The organism is Bdellovibrio bacteriovorus, assembly GCF_001592735.1.
Classification (GTDB): Bacteria; Bdellovibrionota; Bdellovibrionia; order Bdellovibrionales; family Bdellovibrionaceae; genus Bdellovibrio; species Bdellovibrio bacteriovorus_D.
Window position 1 is genome coordinate 75243 of record NZ_LUKE01000004.1, and the last position, 16159, is coordinate 91401.

General features: G+C 45.3%; 12 protein-coding genes. 7 read left to right on the top strand and 5 right to left on the bottom strand.

Annotated elements, in window-relative coordinates:
* Positions 1-50 precede the first annotated feature (50 nt).
* Positions 51-1556, top strand: a complete 1506-nt coding sequence (locus tag AZI86_RS15460; protein WP_216635921.1) for a transposase — start codon at positions 51-53, stop codon at positions 1554-1556.
* Entirely contained in the window at positions 1546-4584 is a 3039-nt protein-coding gene (locus tag AZI86_RS15465; protein ID WP_061836188.1) for a hypothetical protein, read from the top strand. Before AZI86_RS15460 ends, AZI86_RS15465 begins: the two co-directional genes overlap by 11 nt.
* Here the strand turns inward: AZI86_RS15465 and AZI86_RS15470 are convergent.
* The 3 genes from AZI86_RS15470 to rpmG are packed head-to-tail and all read right to left on the bottom strand — an operon-like array spanning position 4559 to position 5919.
* The gene (locus AZI86_RS15470) at positions 4559-5218 is read right to left on the bottom strand and encodes a hypothetical protein (RefSeq protein WP_061836189.1); all 660 of its coding nucleotides are present in this window, start codon (positions 5216-5218) and stop codon (positions 4559-4561) included. The two genes, AZI86_RS15465 and AZI86_RS15470, sit on opposite strands and share 26 nt — an antisense overlap.
* A complete protein-coding gene (gene dcd, locus AZI86_RS15475) occupies positions 5200-5736 on the bottom strand; it encodes a dCTP deaminase (protein WP_061836190.1) in 537 nt (178 codons plus the stop codon). Before dcd ends, AZI86_RS15470 begins: the two co-directional genes overlap by 19 nt.
* Positions 5737-5739: 3 nt before the next feature.
* A complete protein-coding gene (gene rpmG / locus AZI86_RS15480; RefSeq protein WP_061836191.1) occupies positions 5740-5919 on the bottom strand; it encodes a 50S ribosomal protein L33 in 180 nt (59 codons plus the stop codon).
* 184 nt (positions 5920-6103) lie between these two features.
* On the opposite strand from rpmG, the gene AZI86_RS15485 reads away from it, so the two are divergent.
* On the top strand, positions 6104-6982 hold the full coding sequence (locus AZI86_RS15485) for a ChaN family lipoprotein (protein WP_253715979.1): 879 nt from the start codon (positions 6104-6106) through the stop codon (positions 6980-6982).
* A 72-nt stretch (positions 6983-7054) separates the two neighbouring features.
* On the top strand, positions 7055-7462 hold the full coding sequence (locus tag AZI86_RS15490) for a response regulator (protein ID WP_061836192.1): 408 nt from the start codon (positions 7055-7057) through the stop codon (positions 7460-7462).
* On the opposite strand, the gene AZI86_RS15495 is transcribed toward AZI86_RS15490, so the two are convergent.
* Entirely contained in the window at positions 7459-9435 is a 1977-nt protein-coding gene (locus AZI86_RS15495) for an ATP-binding protein (RefSeq protein WP_061836193.1), read from the bottom strand. The genes AZI86_RS15490 and AZI86_RS15495 overlap by 4 nt on opposite strands.
* Positions 9432-11588: a hypothetical protein gene (locus AZI86_RS15500; protein ID WP_061836194.1), complete on the bottom strand. Its 2157-nt coding sequence runs from the start codon at positions 11586-11588 to the stop codon at positions 9432-9434. The genes AZI86_RS15495 and AZI86_RS15500 overlap by 4 nt, the downstream gene beginning before the upstream one ends.
* A 115-nt stretch (positions 11589-11703) precedes the next feature.
* Here AZI86_RS15500 and AZI86_RS15505 point away from each other — a divergent pair, with 115 nt between their 5' ends.
* The 3 genes from AZI86_RS15505 to AZI86_RS15515 all read left to right on the top strand — a co-directional run bounded on the left by AZI86_RS15505 (position 11704) and on the right by AZI86_RS15515 (position 16095).
* Complete coding sequence (locus AZI86_RS15505; RefSeq protein WP_061836195.1) at positions 11704-13536, top strand: SpoIIE family protein phosphatase; 1833 nt, start codon at positions 11704-11706, stop codon at positions 13534-13536.
* 63 nt (positions 13537-13599) lie between these two features.
* Positions 13600-14070: a hypothetical protein gene (locus tag AZI86_RS15510; protein ID WP_061836196.1), complete on the top strand. Its 471-nt coding sequence runs from the start codon at positions 13600-13602 to the stop codon at positions 14068-14070.
* A gap of 99 nt (positions 14071-14169) precedes the next feature.
* Entirely contained in the window at positions 14170-16095 is a 1926-nt protein-coding gene (locus AZI86_RS15515) for a response regulator (RefSeq protein WP_061836197.1), read from the top strand.
* Positions 16096-16159: the final 64 nt, after the last annotated feature.

Here is a 16159-nt window from a genome sequence, read left to right on the forward strand (position 1 = left end):
CCCTTATATTTGATTTGAGACACATTGACGCAATGCAATGTTGACTCGAGATGGCTTCTCTTGTTCTCTACCTGCTGGACTTAGATCCAGAGGCAAACGTGGGGATTAGATCCTTAATTGCGGCCGTCCTTTTAGGACATTCCGTAACGACATTCGCAGCAAACCAACGCGCAAACTTGAAGGATCTTCGTCCTTCCATGTCTGGCGCGGCCTCGGCGTCGGCGGCATCCACCATGGAAATGCCCGAGCTTTCTCGACCGGCTCAAGTCTTCGGTCAAATCCGCATGGAAACCATGCAATACTTCACGCCCATTCCAGAGCAACCGCAGTTGACGTACAGCCAATTTCTTTCCGCTCGCCTTTCGGGGTTGAAGGAGACATCTTGGATTGATTTGGCGGCGGATGTTTCGGGCGGAACTTTTTTTGCCCGGGGGCAATCTCACTATGTTGTTCATGAAGCCTATATTGCTTCGCCCGGAAACACGGATCTAAAAGCTTACTTGGGTCGCAAGAAAAAGGACTGGAGTGAGATGGATCGTCGTTGGGACTTGGGCATGTGGCAGCCCACGTTTGCGATTGATGCCTTACGTCCGGAAGATCAAGGTCTGGCGGGACTCTTCATGGATTATGATCGCCCGAATTTTGAGTTCTTGATTTTTGTTACGCCGATTTTTATTCCGAACATGGGTCCCGACATTCGTGAAGAAGGCGGGGGATTAGTTTCTAACAGCCGTTGGTATCGTGCCCCTTCGCGCGATTACGATTTTAACAATCGTATTAACACCATCCAGTACTCTTTGGATATTCCAGAGACGACCAAGTTGGTGCAAAATCCAGGCGGTGGTTTGATGACTCGTCTGGGAAATAAAGGCGGCGGTCCTTGGGCGGTGGCAAGTTACGGGTACATGCCCGTCAATGAGCTGATTTTAAAGCGTCAAAACTTTAAGGACATTTCTCAAGACAATGTCGATGTGACGGTGTCCCCGGATGTGACCTATCACCATATCTATTCAGCCGATCTGGGTTATTCGTTTTCTAACTTGAAGGCTTCGGTTTCCTACTTGACCGACCGCCCGCAAGAAAAACGTCCTGACACGGACTGGTCTATTCAAAGACTTGAGGCTTTGCAGGCGTACTCTACGGCCTTAGAGTTTTCGCTAGATAATATCTTTGATAAAACTTTGGCTTTCCAAGTGGATTATTTGAAAGTGGACGGCGGCGGCATCACTGACATCTTGGCCGATGGGGGACCAGATGACTTTACACTTTTTGATCAACGCTTGAAGTTTACAAACTCTTTAAGCTTTCGCGTGGAAGGACAGTTGGCAAGTTTTTGGCGCCGTCCGTTTGTCACGCGCTTTAAATATCTTTACGACTACGACCAAAAAGGTTCGATTTTAAACACCGAGTTCCTGTATTACCCGTCTCAGAGATGGGCCATGATCGTGGGCGGTGACGTCTTGGGAGTCCAAGACGAAGATTCGACGTCAGCTAGATTTATCAACCAGTATCGCGCAAATGACCGTGTTTACGGAGGCCTGACTTATGTTTTCTAAAATTTCATTCGTGGCAGGTCTTTTGGCATTAACATGGGGATTGACCGCTTGTGATTCTAAAGTGGGGGAGGCGCCTCCCCCGCCAACAAATCAAGAATTCGGTGGTGCTCAGTGTCTGTCGGCGGTTAAGCCGGTGGTTACGGCCTTTGTTAAAGGCGAAGCGACCACTCGTGATATCGAAGCCAGCTGGGATTGTGCAGGCTCGGCCGTTGAAAAATTTAAGCGCTATGTGCGCGGCCGTTCTTCGGATCGTTACACGTCTCAAGAGTTAGCGACATTCTTAGAAAAAAACTTTTTATCTGGTGAAACCATCACTCCGCAGTTGCAAACGGAGTTTATGAAGCTCAAGCAGCTTTTTGTCGGCGGCAGTGGGGACTACTTAACCCGCGAAGAAATTGATAAGTTGCTAGTGTTATTTGATAACTTCAGCGACATCTCTGTGCGTGTGAATCCTTACATGAAAGTTTTTGTCTTTAACTGGTCTGCCAGTGATTCGGCGAAGATGCAGGATAATCTTAAATACTTTGAACAAGCCAATATCGAAATTCAAAATGCGGCTCGTTCATTGGCGGCATTGATTGAAAAAAATGGGCAAAGTTATTTGCTTTCTGATTTTGTGGTATTGACCAATGAATTGAGTGCTTTTTTTGGTGAATCCTGGGAGTTTCCAGAGCAAATTTCCCGCTATATGCCGATCATTCAAAAAGTGAAAAAAGCCTTGGCGGGCGGCGAAGAAAATTCGATCGTGCCTAGTGAATGGGCGCGTTTTTTACTTTTGGGATCGCGCGGTTATGTTCAATATTTGCGCTATTATTATTTCTTAAAATCGGTTCCGGAAACCGGGATGGCGTATCGCCTTTCATACATCGCCTCTTCGGCAGATGATCTTTTGTCAATGTTTCAGGATTTCGTGGCTGAAAAACCGGAAGGTAAAGTCACAAGCGAAGAGCTTGGCGATTTCTTAAAGACCTTAGGCGATGTTTGGCCCAGCTTTAAAATTTCCGATAAGCTTTTATTGGAATCAATGCGTATTAAACAGCTTCTGTTTGGCGGAAACCTGACAGATTTTACCACGCAAGATTTTGAAAAAGCGCGCAGCAAAGTTGTTCGTGTTAAGTCGGTCACCGAACGCTTCTTGCCATATTATAATGTCTATGCGGGTGAATGGGATCCATCCTTATACAGCGATGAGGAAGCGCAAGAATTTTTTGCTGAAGCAAAAGCGGCTCTGCAGTCGGCCTCTAAAGATGCGGCAGTGCTTTTTGAAACTTCTTATGATCTAAAAGATCTTATCAGCTTGTTGGAAGAAGTTGAAAAACTTTATCCGCCGGCTAAAGGCGAAGAAGGTCTTGCGACCGCCATAAAAAAATACGTTCCGCTGATCTTAGACACGAAAAACATGATCTTTGGGACTAACGACACAATCTTGCACAAAGAACACTGGCCGGCGCTAGCAAGCTTAGCCAGCCGTATTTATGGCGAGTATCTGTATTACGACTACTTTATTAAGGACAAACCTGCGGATCGATTGGGGACTCTTTTAGCCTTATCGAATACTTCCAATCAGACTTTGAATTTGGTGAAGGAACTGATTGATCAGAAAAAACAAGGTTACTTCTCTAAAACCGAGTTGAACAAGATTGCGATTCATCTGGTGAAGCTGGATATTTTACCTTCAAGCTTTAGCTCCGAGATCATCGATCGTCTTTTGGACGTCGTTTTGAATCGCGTTTTAGTGACACCAGAACGTCGTCTTCAGGGGGCAAAACCGAATGTCTTGAATGCGTCAGCGGTGGAAGTAGCTCGTCAAGAGCTTCAAATTTGGCTTGATACACAAGCATGGATTGCCAAGCAGACTGAAAACTTAAAGTCTAGTGAAGGTTTCCGTAGCAGTCGTATGATTCAGCTTTTGGAAAACGCTAAGGGCAGTTCTTCGTCGTCGAAAGCCTTAAAAATCGGTACGGGTGAATTGTTATTGGCGGTCAGCAGTCCGGTGCCAATGACTGTGGACTCCGAAGGACGATTGAATATTTCAAATCGCGAGGTCCATTATTACACGGCGAAAAGTTTAACTCGCTTAAATATGAATCGCACGGTCACCCGTATCGCGATTCGTGCCTTTATCACCAGTACACAACGTCTGTCGTCCTACAGCGGTGTGACCTTGGACGAAACTCAAAATGCGTTTAAGTCTTTGCGTTCGGTCCTTGTACAAATGGGTCTGATCGACGATAAGAACATGACATTTGCTTCTTCGCGATTCCGTGAAGCGAATATCTTTGTACCTCACTCTGACGGTAACAACTTGTTGTCTTTTGCTGAAGGGGTGGACCTTGTCGGTATGATTTGGTCAGGGCTTGCGATCAACACGAAAATGAAAAGTTATCTTTTTCAAGACTGCTTTAATGGTCGTTCGAATGTGCGCAATTCAGAAAAAGTGTCGGTGAAGTGCGCGGCGGCGAGCTATCGTCGTCACCTTTCAAAAGCCGCTTCTTCGATGCCTGAGCATACTAAGTTTTATACAACGTTACCTGAAGGCATGTGGCCGCAATATATCGAGAATATCTTTAAGTCTGCAGGATACATTCCGGATGGCAAAGGTGTGGCTTCGTTAAATGATATCATGTTGGCGCCGCATGTGATTCAATACATTGAAATGTTGTATGCGCGCTTTGATACTAGCAAAGACAATTACATCTCAACGGAAGAGGCTATGAAGGCTTTCCCGGCATTTAAAGGGGTGATGTTAGAGCTAGCGGCAGACCAAATTAAAAACGGCACGATCAAAGAGTCAGACTTGATCGACGTCTTTGGATTCATCCTGCGTTACGGCCATCCGCCGACAACGTTGGGAGAGAAAATGAAGTTCCTTTTCAACTGGAAAGGGAAGCCCGAGAAGTGGGATATCTGGGCGGGACGTTCGCAGCTTTCAGAAATTCTTGGCTATATCGCTGATGAAGTGAACAAAGCGGCAAAAAACAACAAGCCCGTAAAAATGGATTTTAATCTAAAGACTTCTGAGCCGTAACCGATGCGGCGGACACCGTCGCATTGAGGATTTCTAACCCTACAAAACCTCCAGCGCCAGAAAGCCCGGTCAAAGATGACGAAAGGTCCCCACTGCGGGAGGTATCGACATCGGCGTTTGCAGCCGTGTAACCCACCACATCCCGGCGCCAAATCAGAACGCGAGCCTGGTTGTTCACGTTGTGCACATCTAAAATCAAATCGAGGCTGGCTGGATAATAAAAGGCCAATTTAGAGCTAGAGACCGTGCGACTGGTGCCATTCACGCTGATTGTGACATCGACGCTGGCGCCATTACGAGAGAACTTCACCACGATCCCTCGGGTGTTGGGAACAGTAGCGTCGTCTGAATGGAAAATCACCGAAACCGCGCTGTTATTGATGGTCTGATCAAGGCTGGCCTTCAAGTTAAAAGCGCGACTCGAAGCTTGCGGTACCGTCGCCGTAAAGCGCACTCGGGCGGCGGGGCCAGAGGCCGTTATTTTTGCATTATCATATTGAGAAAATGAGCCCACGATCTGGGTGTTAGAATCAATACCATAGACTTCTTCAAGGCCATTAGAGCCAGAGCAAGCAGTCAGGATTAAAGGAAGAACCAGAATTATTTTAAGAGATCTTAGAACGAGTTTTTCCACATCATTGACTCTACTGGAATTGGTTTTTTGTCATTATACTTCGCTGACGGCTTCACATTATAAGCTGTCAGGATGTCACCCTTGACTTCAAAGTATATCAACTGACCAATTGGCATTCCAGTATAAACACGCACAGGCTGTTTTACGGAAATCTCCAGAGTCCAATAATTGCAGAATCCCACGTCGCCTTTACCGGCGGTGGCGTGAATATCGATACCCAGACGGCCCACGGAAGACTTGCCTTCCAAAAATGGGACATGTTTATGAGTTTCGGTATATTCTTGAGTCACTCCTAAATAGAGTGTGTCAGGCATAAGAACAAAACCTTCAGCAGGAATCTCAAAAGTTTTGATCTTATTATGTGCACGAGCGTCCAGCACTTTATCTTCATACACCGCAAGTGTAGAGCCTAAGTGAACATCATAAGAGTTCGTACCTAGGCAGTTGCGTTGGAAGGGTTCTACTTTAATAGAACCATCTTCCATGTGTTTAAGAATCTGCTGATCCGTGAGAATCACAAATTACTTAGTTTCTCTGTGTACAGTGTGACGTTTCAAGTTTGGATTGTACTTCTTTTTCTCAAGACGGCCTGGAGTTTTTGTTTTGTTTTTCGTTGTAGTGTAACGAGAAACAGGTTTGCCTTCAGCGCGTGCTTCAGTGCACTCCAAAGTGATGATGATACGACCGGACTTTTTTGCCATTTGGTGCCTCTACTTTTTCTAGGTCTTTTACTTAAAATATTCAGCCCATTGTTAATAGGCGTTTGCGTCCTTAATGAATAGCTATATTGCCATGCGTAAAATGGAAAAAATGACAATACCTTTTCAAAGGGGCTCAAGGTATCAAAAGAAAAAGGAAACAGCAAACACAAATAGCGAGAAAATCATGAATCCTTTCCGCCTCTTTTTGGTCTCCATTTTACTTTCTGCCTGCGCCCATGCCGGTTCTTCTGCTCAGATTCAGGGCATTTTCGACGGAAACACACTCCGGTCCACCTCTTTGGAGCAAGCTCTTTCCCAAGTCACGCCGGGTTCGGTGGTGGTGGTGGGGGAAAACCACGGTCTTAAAACTCACCAAAATCAGCAGATAGCCATTATGACGGCTTTAAGGGCCCAAGGTTTAAAAGTGTCGGTGGGAATGGAATTTTTTACATTCACGGATCAGGTTTTTGTCGATCAGTACCGCCAAGGACAGCTTTCCGAAACAGACTTTCTTTCGCAAATTAAATGGGGAAATCCTTCTTTTGAGTTTTATAAAGATCAAGTTCAGTTCCCATTGTTAAGCGAAGGCTCGCAAACGTGGGCTTTAAATGCCCCACGCTCTTTGACGAGCAAGGTGGCCAAAATGGGTTTGTCTTCATTAACATCTGAAGAACAGGCCTTGTTGCCGCCGGGATTTGCTTTAGGCCGAGAGAGTTATCGTCAGCGGTTCTTGGCGATGATGCCTCATTTGCCAAATCCGGAGGCGGGCGAAAGATATTTTGCCGCGCAATCCATTTGGGATGACACCATGGCATGGAGAGCGGCTGAGTTTATCACACAACATCCAGAACAAGTTTTGGTGATTGTTGTCGGGGAATTCCATGTTCAATATGGTGGCGGTCTTCCGGATCGCATTCAAGCGCGCAGCCCCCAAACACCGGTGTGGACTTTTTCTCAGGTAAATACTGTCGATTTAAGTCCGGAAGAGATCGCGACTGAAATGTCGCCGTCTCCTCAATACGGTCCGCGCGCTCATTTCTTGTGGCTGGCGCCCGCTCTTTAGTCCAGGCTGTTAAAGATTCTTGGAGATTATCCCCTAATTTTCTATGATGAATACTTAGTTAGAGGAGTGAGCATGTTTCCTGTGGAGACCCGCATTTTAGTTATCGATGATATGCCTTCTATTCGCGACTTAGTGAAAAATACTTTGCGCGGGATGGGGTATAAGAATTTTCAGGAAGCCGCGGACGGGGAAGAGGGTTTAAAGACTCTTGAAAAGCTGCATAATGGAGAACAATCCATTCAATTAGTTATTTCTGATTGGAATATGCCAAAGATGAAGGGCTTAGATCTTTTAAAGCACGTACGCGCCACTGATAATTTCAAAACTTTACCGTTTGTTCTTTTGACCTCAGAGTCCGAGCGCGATCAGGTAACCGAAGCGGTCCTGGCTGGTGTTTCGCAATATATCGTGAAACCTTTTTCAGCGAAAATTTTCGAAGATAAATTAAAAGCAGCGTACGCGAAACACAATAAGGCTTAAGCCGCTTTTTTGGTTTTCGATTTTGAAGGTTTGGTCGACGTTTCAAGCGAGTGATCAAACTCTGTCAGGTAGGGAACTTGGATATGGATGCAAGTTCCTTGTCCTATCTGTGATTCCACCCAGACTTTTCCGGCTAAATTCTCTGCGGCATTTTTGATGGCATCCATTCCGACGCCACGACCCGATATGTCGGTGACTTCGTTGCGGGTTGAAAACTGACTGTCAAAGATATGCTGAATCACGTCTTGATCAGATTCTTTGCTGACGTCTTTACCTTGGCTGGTCAATTTGGCACGTACTTTTTCGGGGTTGATACCTTGTCCGTCATCTTGGATTTTGATCAGTAAATAAGGCAAGGCTTCGTTGCAGACAATAGCAACGTCGGCGGTGATATGACCTTCTGCTGATTTTCCATTTGATTGGCGCCATTCCGGTGTTTCAATACCGTGGTCAATCGCATTGCGAAAGGCATGAACCAAGGTTCCAAAAAGAGTGTTGTAAATTTCTGGAACCACCATCAACGAACCATTTTTGATTTCAAGGGGCGCGACATTTTTAGAAAGCTTGGCGGAAAGTCCCATGATCACGTCGTTATAAGGCTCAATGAAACTTGAAACGGACTCCATCACAAGTTCTAAAATTAAATCTTGGGCCACAGGGCCGCCACCAGGCAACGTCCCCACGCGACGAGCGATGTGGTTGAGCTTCGTAATCGCGACCTCAATTTGGCGTTCATCATTCATCGCGGACGAACCTAAGATTTCTTTGGTTTCCGCTAAGAATTGATTGAAAGCCTCTTCGATCTCAAAACATTTACCACGTAAAGCGATGTAGGCCGGGTGTGACCAGTGACGGTTTAACTCGGACAGAATGTTTTCGGCTTCGTGGGCTCTTTCGGCGACTTTTTTGACTGAGAACAGCGCTGCGCCGCCTTTGATGGTGTGCAAATGACGGAAAAGATTTTCGCGGTCCACCGTTTCATTGTCGTTCGTAACTTCTTCGCGAATTTCGGCCAGCATATTTTGGGCTTCTTGAATAAAGCGTCGGATTTCACGTTTGCCTTTGATCATATTGATGATCAGCTTGGCATGTTGTTTTTCCGTTTCCGCTTGGCGTTGGGCTTCAACTAAGGAAGTAATGTCCGACGCGACCACGACGACACCTTCCATTGTGCCTTCGGCACTTCTTAAAGGATGATACTCAAGGGCGATGTTGCGGCCTAAAGAGTGCGGATAAGACGGGGGCCCTAGTGGCGAGAGATCTTCAAATGGAAGCATTTCCATGAAAAGAGTTTGCATCCATTTTTTAAAGCCATCGACTTTGTCGGCAGATAATTTCAAGGTGTCCCAGATAAACTGCCCTTGAGGACGGGACTCGATGGTGACTTCGCAGGCTTTGGAAGTGACATCCAGGATTTTTCCGTCGGCGCCAAAAATAAAGAATCCTTGGCCAAGGCTATCTAGTAATGCCGACATCGTTTGATTTAAACGCGACAATTCGTAAGTGCGCTCGGCCACCATTTGTTCTAAGTTTTTACTGTAATTTTCTAATTGAGCTTTGGCGTCTTCAAGGGCTTTGATGACGTCTTCTTTTTGTTCAAGCTCTGCGCGATATTTGCTTTGTAAGCGCTCCTCCAAGGTCACGTCACGGACAAAGACAATCCAATTTTTATCACCCATAGAATCAAAGATAGGCTGCATGGTGACTTGAACTTTTCCAGATCCGCCTTGCGGGGTGGTGAAGGTCACTTCCTTATACGGAGTCGCGTCGCAGACATTAAGAATGTCTTTCATTCCCGGAATATCGTCGCTAAAGCTAAAAAGTTCGGGAAACTTCATTCCTCGAGTGATCTTACGAATTGTGTGGCCCGCGATCAATGCCGCCGGCTCATTACAATAAACCACTTTAAGTTCTGCATTCAGAACAAAGATGGGTTCTAGTAAGGTGTCAAAGAGTGAGTACTGGATCTTCATTTCACGAAGGTCTCATTTTTCTGGTGATAAAGGGTGAACTCATTCTGTTTCGCCCAGTCAGAAATCTCTAGATCTTCTTTGGTTTCGGCGCGCACACGCCAGTATAGTTTTCCTAGCGGCATGCGATCTTTCACCAGATAGCGATTCGAATCAACGACCTTGCTTAACACCAGGCTTGTGAATTCGGGATTTGATGAGACTTCAACACGATAAGCAGAAGCTCCGGGAACCTTTTTCCACTCTAACCAGATAAATGGTTCGGCCGCGGTTTGTAAAAAGATCGAAGCGTTGTTAAACGGTTCAATCAGTTTCGGCGGCACTAAGGCGGGACGGTTTGAGTAAAGAATTTGTTGGATGTTAGAAAAATCAGAAATAGGATTGTTGTCCTCATCGCGAGCTTGCACGCGCACGTTGTAACGACCCGGAGCCGGTAAAACGATACTGCCCTCATTGCTAGCGATTTCAACTTTGTTTGCTGACGAGAAATCTTGTTTGGTGTCGACTTGCACCACGTAGGATTTTGCATCCGGAATTTGATTCCAACTGATCGGTGCTTGTTTAGGACCTTGCTCGCTGCCGACAGAGCTGACGTTGCGAAGGGGGTTCAGAACTAAGCCTACCATCGGGATATCAATAGTTCCTACTTCACTAGAATCAGAAAGTACGCCTTGTTCGCCTTTGGCAAAAACACGGTAATAGAATTTCCCTGGGCGGTATTGCGACCACAACGCATTGGTCTGATCGACGTTCATCTGTTTAGCACCGCGGAAGGAGGGATCGCGCGAGATTTCAACTTTATATCCAAAAGACTTAGAGACAGGCTTCCAAGCAAGCTTCGGTGAAGAAGGAGACGCCGGGTTGCGGTCTTTTCCAGACGGAATTTTAAATTCAACATCTTTGGTAACTAGAATCGGAGCGGCGGGTCTTTCGATTTTCTTTGCCACCACGTTCATACCAAATGAAACGGGCGCTGACCACACGGAGCTTTTCATGTCGGCGGTCAATCCGCGCACACGCACCCAATAAGTTCCCGTCGCTAGAGCGGGGCTTACAGCATTGGTGTCTCCAGTTTGACCTTCATAAACTAAAGTGGAAAACGAAGCATCCAGGGCCAATTGCCATGCAAAAGTTTTTAACTGTTCTGGAGAGCTCCAATGAATCTGCGCTGAAGATTTTGGAGTTTGGGTTGCAGAGGTTGTTGGTACTTCCAGGTTAAATACCGCCGCTTCCACCGGAGTTATGATTTGTGGAGCCCCTAAATTAGTTAAAAACATTTTGCGAGGTTTAGAAACTGCACTGACTTGACCGTCTTTATCTAAGGCTTTGACACGCCAGAAATATTGGCCGTCAGCCAGTGGGTCGCGAACTTGGACTCCGCCCTGAGTGGTGTTTTGTGAAGTTGCAATGCTTGAAAAATCTTCGCTTGGAGCCAGTTCAAATTCAAAACGTGAAACGGCACCTTTACTGTTCCATTTAAATGGCAGAGGATCATCCGGATTTACTCGCGTCCAATGAATATTGTCTGCAGACTCTAAATTTAGAACTGGTTTTTCTAAAGGCTTAACGTCGCCTTTAGGTGTCACGGCGACGGGAGTTTCTTTATTTAAATTCAAAGACTTTTTAGAGTTGCTGTATTTCACGCCGCCATTTATCAGTTTTAAATCAACAGTGCCGCTATGTGCTTTTTTTAACTGAATGCTCGAGTTGCCTTTTTGGCCTTCAAGTTTAAACTCTTCGCCACCAGATTTGATGGTGATAGACTTGCCAGAGCCTAGATCTCCGACCAGGTTCCCGTAGCGAAGATCTAACATCATCTGACCGTTCTTCATATTCAACGTGATTAAAGAATTTGGTTGAACGCGAATTTGTCCGCCACCGGCAAGGTGGATGATGGCTTCAGAGCGTTCACCGGTATAGATGGAATCGTTTTCAAAGATCTGATCTTTTTTTTGTGCGGGCAACCAGCTAAAAGTATCAAGGTTTTTACGGCGAACATCGTTTTGCGAAAGGGCCACATCCCCAATCAAAGTCATTTGGTTGTTGGATCCGCGCGAAAATAGAAGTGAGTCGTCGTATAAGAAATACGAAAATGCCACTAGCATAAGCAGTGCTACGACAAATATAGTTCTCTCAGTATGGCCGAAACGTGACATGGTACTCCTCAACTCAAGACGTGTATCGGCTGAAAAGCCCAAAGGTTTTACAGACCTAAGCCTAAGTCATGCATAATTTCTTTCCGGAAGTGGGTCAAAAAGGCATACTGGTTTCATGAAAAAACGTGGCATATCAATAAGATATAAAATTCTGGCGCTACTTACTTTGCTTCCATTAATTACATTATCGATATACTTAGTGTTGGCGTTAAGAATCTTTGAAGATGATAAAATTGCTTACGTTTTTGACTCTTCCAGTAACATGTCAGGCACGATGGCGGCTCAAATTAAGACACAGCTTAATGCCGTTCTTGGAACCACTCGGCCGATCTTCCAAGATTATTTAACAACACAAAAGTTTTCTGGAGTTTCGGATTCCATTTTCATGAACGAGCCGGATCTAGAGGCCTTGGTGGTTTTCACTCCCGACGCTCAAGGCGTTTATCAAAAAAACGCATTGCTAGAAAAAGTTCCGGGGAAAACCGCCGGGATCATAACATCTTTGCGCAACAACCTTCCGACGTACTTCACGGAAGTCGATCGTTTGCGTCGGGTCGTCAAAGTTCCTTACAACGATGACCGAGTCTTCATTTTTGAAAAAGTCAGTGACGAAGCAACCAAGCGCACGACAGTATTTATGGTTATCGCGCGTATGAGTGAAGCCGCCGAGATGTTTCGCACCAGCATGTCACAAAAAATGTATTTGGTTTCCGAAGAGGGACTTATTCTTTTCGGACCCGAAGGAACCGTGGGCTCGCGTTTACAACAAATCGTAAATCCGGCTTTCTTGCGTAACGGCGCTCAACAAGTGGCTCAAGGAGCGGAGGCGGCACGCAGCACGTCGGGTGTTGATTTGCTAGTTTCTTATTCCCGCGCGGGCTTTGGTGATTTAAGTGTCGTGACCACGGTTGAAAAAGAAAAAGCGTTGGGTGCGGTTCAAGTCTTGATTCGTAAATCTTTGATCTTTTTTGGCATCTTGATTTCGGTGACGGTGATCTTAAGTCTTTTTGCTTCCAGCGGTATCACGCAAGCTTTAACAAGCTTATTTGATGCGACCAAAAAAGTATCCGAAGGAGATTTCAATATTCGCGTGGATGTTAAATCGAACGACGAAGTTGGAAGCTTGGCAGATAATTTTAATATCATGGCGGCCGAGGTTTCGCGTCTGTTAGAGCAAACCGCGGAAAAAGCGCGTATGGAATCGGAACTTCAAACTGCGAAAACCGTGCAAGAAACCCTTTTCCCAGAGACACGCGCCAAGATCGGTCCTTTGGCGATCGCGGGATACTATGAGCCAGCGTCAGAGTGTGGTGGCGACTGGTGGCATTACTGTAAAGTTGAAAACAAAATCTTTTTATGGATAGGGGATGCTACGGGACATGGAGCGCCCGCCGCACTGATCACCAGTGCAGCTAAATCGGCATCAACAATTATTGAGAAATTAAATATTTCTCCGTCCAAAGCATTGGAACTCTTAAATACATCTATTTACGATGTATCAAAGGGACGCATTATGATGACCTTCTTTTTGGCATCCTTCGATTTAGATACCGGAGAATTGGTCTATTGTAATGCCTCTCATGAGGCTCCATTTCTTATTAAAAAAACGGACAACCTAAAGAAGAAAGATCTGATACCATTGAACGAGGTTAACAACCCTCGTCTAGGACAGGCCAGGGATTCCGTCTACAAACAAACCAGTGTTCAGCTGGAAGAAGGCGATGCGGTTTTCTTTTACACGGACGGTATTCCAGATATCCAAAACCAAAATCAAGAAGCTTGGGGCGAGAGAGAGTTTTTGAAAGCACTGGTGGCGACGCATAAAGGTTTCCAAACGCCGGGTGAAGTTGTGGACCAATTTGTGACGACATTCCAGGGGCACCGTCAAGGCGCTCCCTTGGTCGATGACGTCACATTTTTTGTAGTAAAAAGAGAATCGCAGATTTAGATTTAGAGAATATATTCGGAATCAAGATCGACATCGTTCGATCCTAAGGGCAGAGGAGTGAGTATGGGTAAGCTTGATGTAAAAATGGAAAAAGCTTCTGACAAATTGAAAGTTCAGATGGCCGGAACTATCGACGAAGACGTGGATTTTTCTCAATTTGTCATCACGGGGAATCCCGCTATCGAAGTAGAGTTGAGCGGATTAAAAAGCATCAACTCTTGCGGAATTCGTGAATGGATCAAATGGATGGGATCAGCAAGCGGTGCGAAGATATCTTTCAGTAACTGCCCTAAAGTGATCATTGACCAAATCAACATGGTTGAAGGTTTCTTGCCGTCAGGAGCCAAAGTAGAGTCTTTCTATGTGCCTTACTATAATGACGATGCTGGCTCTGAAAAAAACGTGCTGTTTCGTTATGGGACAGAGTTTACGGATTCTTCCGTAACGCCTCCCGCGGGCGTTAAAGACGACGAAGGCAATGACATGGAAATGGACGTTATTGAGTCCAAGTATTTTAAGTTCATTAAGAAATAGGCGATCCAGAGCTGGTTCAAGGTCTAGTTCTTGTAAGGCGGAGTCTAGGGGGCTCCGCTTTTCCTTTAAAATCTCTGAGTAAAAACCGACAAGACCCTCGTGGAACGCACGAAAACAAAGATCCTTATTTTAGAAGATGACGAAACCGTCGGCATAGCTTTGAAAGAAGTTTTGGCTCGTGCGGGCTATAGCGTCTTCTTGGCCGGGCGACCGGACGAGGCGAATGCCGTTTTGACGGCACACCCTAATATCGATTTCTTTTTCTGTGACTGTTTATTGCCGCAAATGACCGGCTTGGATTTTATCCAGCAAGTTCGTACGAACTATCCTAAGATTCCATTTAAAGTCGTATTAATGAGCGGTATTTATACCGACAAAGATTTTATTCAAGAGGCCACACGCACGACCAAGGCTGTTGCTTTCTTAAAAAAACCTTTCGAGATGGAGCAAATTCTTAAGCTTGTCAAAAAAGACGAAGCTAAAAAAGAAGAATTGGGATCGCGTAAACTTTTATATCAGATGTTCGCCAATCCTAAGGTGAATAATCGCCAAAAAAGAAAAGTGATCGAGTCCATCGAGGAAATCAGTGGGTATGATCTGCCATTTTTATATTCCTTGTTGGCAGAAACGAATAGCAGTGGTTATTTGAATATCTATGGCACTGACGGTGCGGTTTCCGGTATCACGTTCTGTAACGGTAATATCGTGGGGGCCGACGTAGATGATAAAACCACGTTCCTAGGTGAAATGTTAATCCAAAGTGGTTATGCCGTTCCTGAAGAAGTGCAAACGGCTTTGCGTGATAAGAACAATCGTAAGATTGGTAATTATTTGATTCAGAATAACCAATTAAGCCCGCATGCTTTTGATTTGATCCTGATGGAACAGATGAACATCCGCCTAGTGCGCACGATCGTGGATGAAAAAATTCGCGTGAATTTTGCCGGGGCCGAAGTTGAGATGAGCAGTCCTAATATCGACACCGATTCTTTGTCGAACTACTTGCATGACTGGATCGCTTCAAAAATTTCTATCAATTGGTTGAAGTCTCTGTATGTGATGTGGAGTGGAAACGTCATCGTGAAAAGTCCGAACTGGCGCGATGATCATCCGGCTTTGAATATGTCTTTGATTAAATCCCTAGAGGGTTTGACCGTGAAGCTTTCAAACCAAGTGACGTTGACCCAGCTTTTAGATGTCAAAGGCTATAGCGAAATCGCCGTTTATAAAGCGATTCATTTCTTGCTGACAAAAGGGATGATTGTTTTTGCGCAACGGGCGGCCTTCACGAACCCACAAGAACAACTGAAGGTTCTTAAGAAAATGTGGGCTGATATGGAAGGAAAGAATAGCTATGAAATCATCTCTCGCTTAGAAATGGCCGGGGATGGTAGCTCTATTCAAAATTCTTTAGAAGAGTTTATATCCCTTTTAGGGGATGAGCCCACGGATAAAAAATCTGAGTTGTATACCCTATGGTCTAAGATCAAAAAATCAGCCGAAGACGCTGTGGCTTCCTCGATGGATATAAATAAAATTGACCAATACCGCCAAGCAAGTCAGAAAAATGAAGCCGAAGGAAAGCTGAAAGCCATCTCTTTGATGGAAGAAGCAAAGAAGTCTTTGCAGTTTAATCAGTTCCCCAAAGCGTTAGAACAGCTAGCACAAGTTGCTAAGCTTAATCCGCAAACCCAACAGCTGCATTTGCTTAATGCTTGGGCTAAATTAGGCGCGGTCAACCCATCGCAAAAAATGGTGGTGCTAAAAGAAGTTGAATTGGAACTTTTGCAGGTTCCCCCCGATGAACGCTATGATGCTCTTTTCCCATTTGTGATGGGGCTTTATAGCAAGGTGAAGGGTGATATCTTAGCGGCTAAGAAAAACTTTGAAAAAGCCATGGCCATGGACGCCACATTCATGCCTCCACGCCGTGAAATCTCTTTGCTTGTTGCTCAAAACAAAAAGCAAGACGTCTTTACTATGGACCTTAAACAGGTCGTCTCTGGTTTCTTCAAGAAAAAGTAATTTTGCTATCTTCGTTGATTTTTGGAGTGGGCTTCGAACGACGGATGGGTTTGGAAGGTGTCTT

Excerpts from the sequence above, each read along its gene's own strand:
- AZI86_RS15500 (WP_061836194.1), bottom strand. The coding sequence starts at position 11,588 with ATGTCACGTTTCGGCCATACTGAGAGAACTATATTTGTCGTAGCACTG.
- AZI86_RS15495 (WP_061836193.1), bottom strand. The coding sequence starts at position 9,435 with ATGAAGATCCAGTACTCACTCTTTGACACCTTACTAGAACCCATCTTT.
- AZI86_RS15485 (WP_253715979.1), top strand. The coding sequence starts at position 6,104 with ATGAATCCTTTCCGCCTCTTTTTGGTCTCCATTTTACTTTCTGCCTGC.
- AZI86_RS15490 (WP_061836192.1), top strand. The coding sequence starts at position 7,055 with ATGTTTCCTGTGGAGACCCGCATTTTAGTTATCGATGATATGCCTTCT.
- AZI86_RS15505 (WP_061836195.1), top strand. The coding sequence starts at position 11,704 with ATGAAAAAACGTGGCATATCAATAAGATATAAAATTCTGGCGCTACTT.
- AZI86_RS15465 (WP_061836188.1), top strand. The coding sequence starts at position 1,546 with ATGTTTTCTAAAATTTCATTCGTGGCAGGTCTTTTGGCATTAACATGG.
- AZI86_RS15510 (WP_061836196.1), top strand. The coding sequence starts at position 13,600 with ATGGGTAAGCTTGATGTAAAAATGGAAAAAGCTTCTGACAAATTGAAA.
- AZI86_RS15460 (WP_216635921.1), top strand. The coding sequence starts at position 51 with ATGGCTTCTCTTGTTCTCTACCTGCTGGACTTAGATCCAGAGGCAAAC.
- rpmG (WP_061836191.1), bottom strand. The coding sequence starts at position 5,919 with ATGGCAAAAAAGTCCGGTCGTATCATCATCACTTTGGAGTGCACTGAA.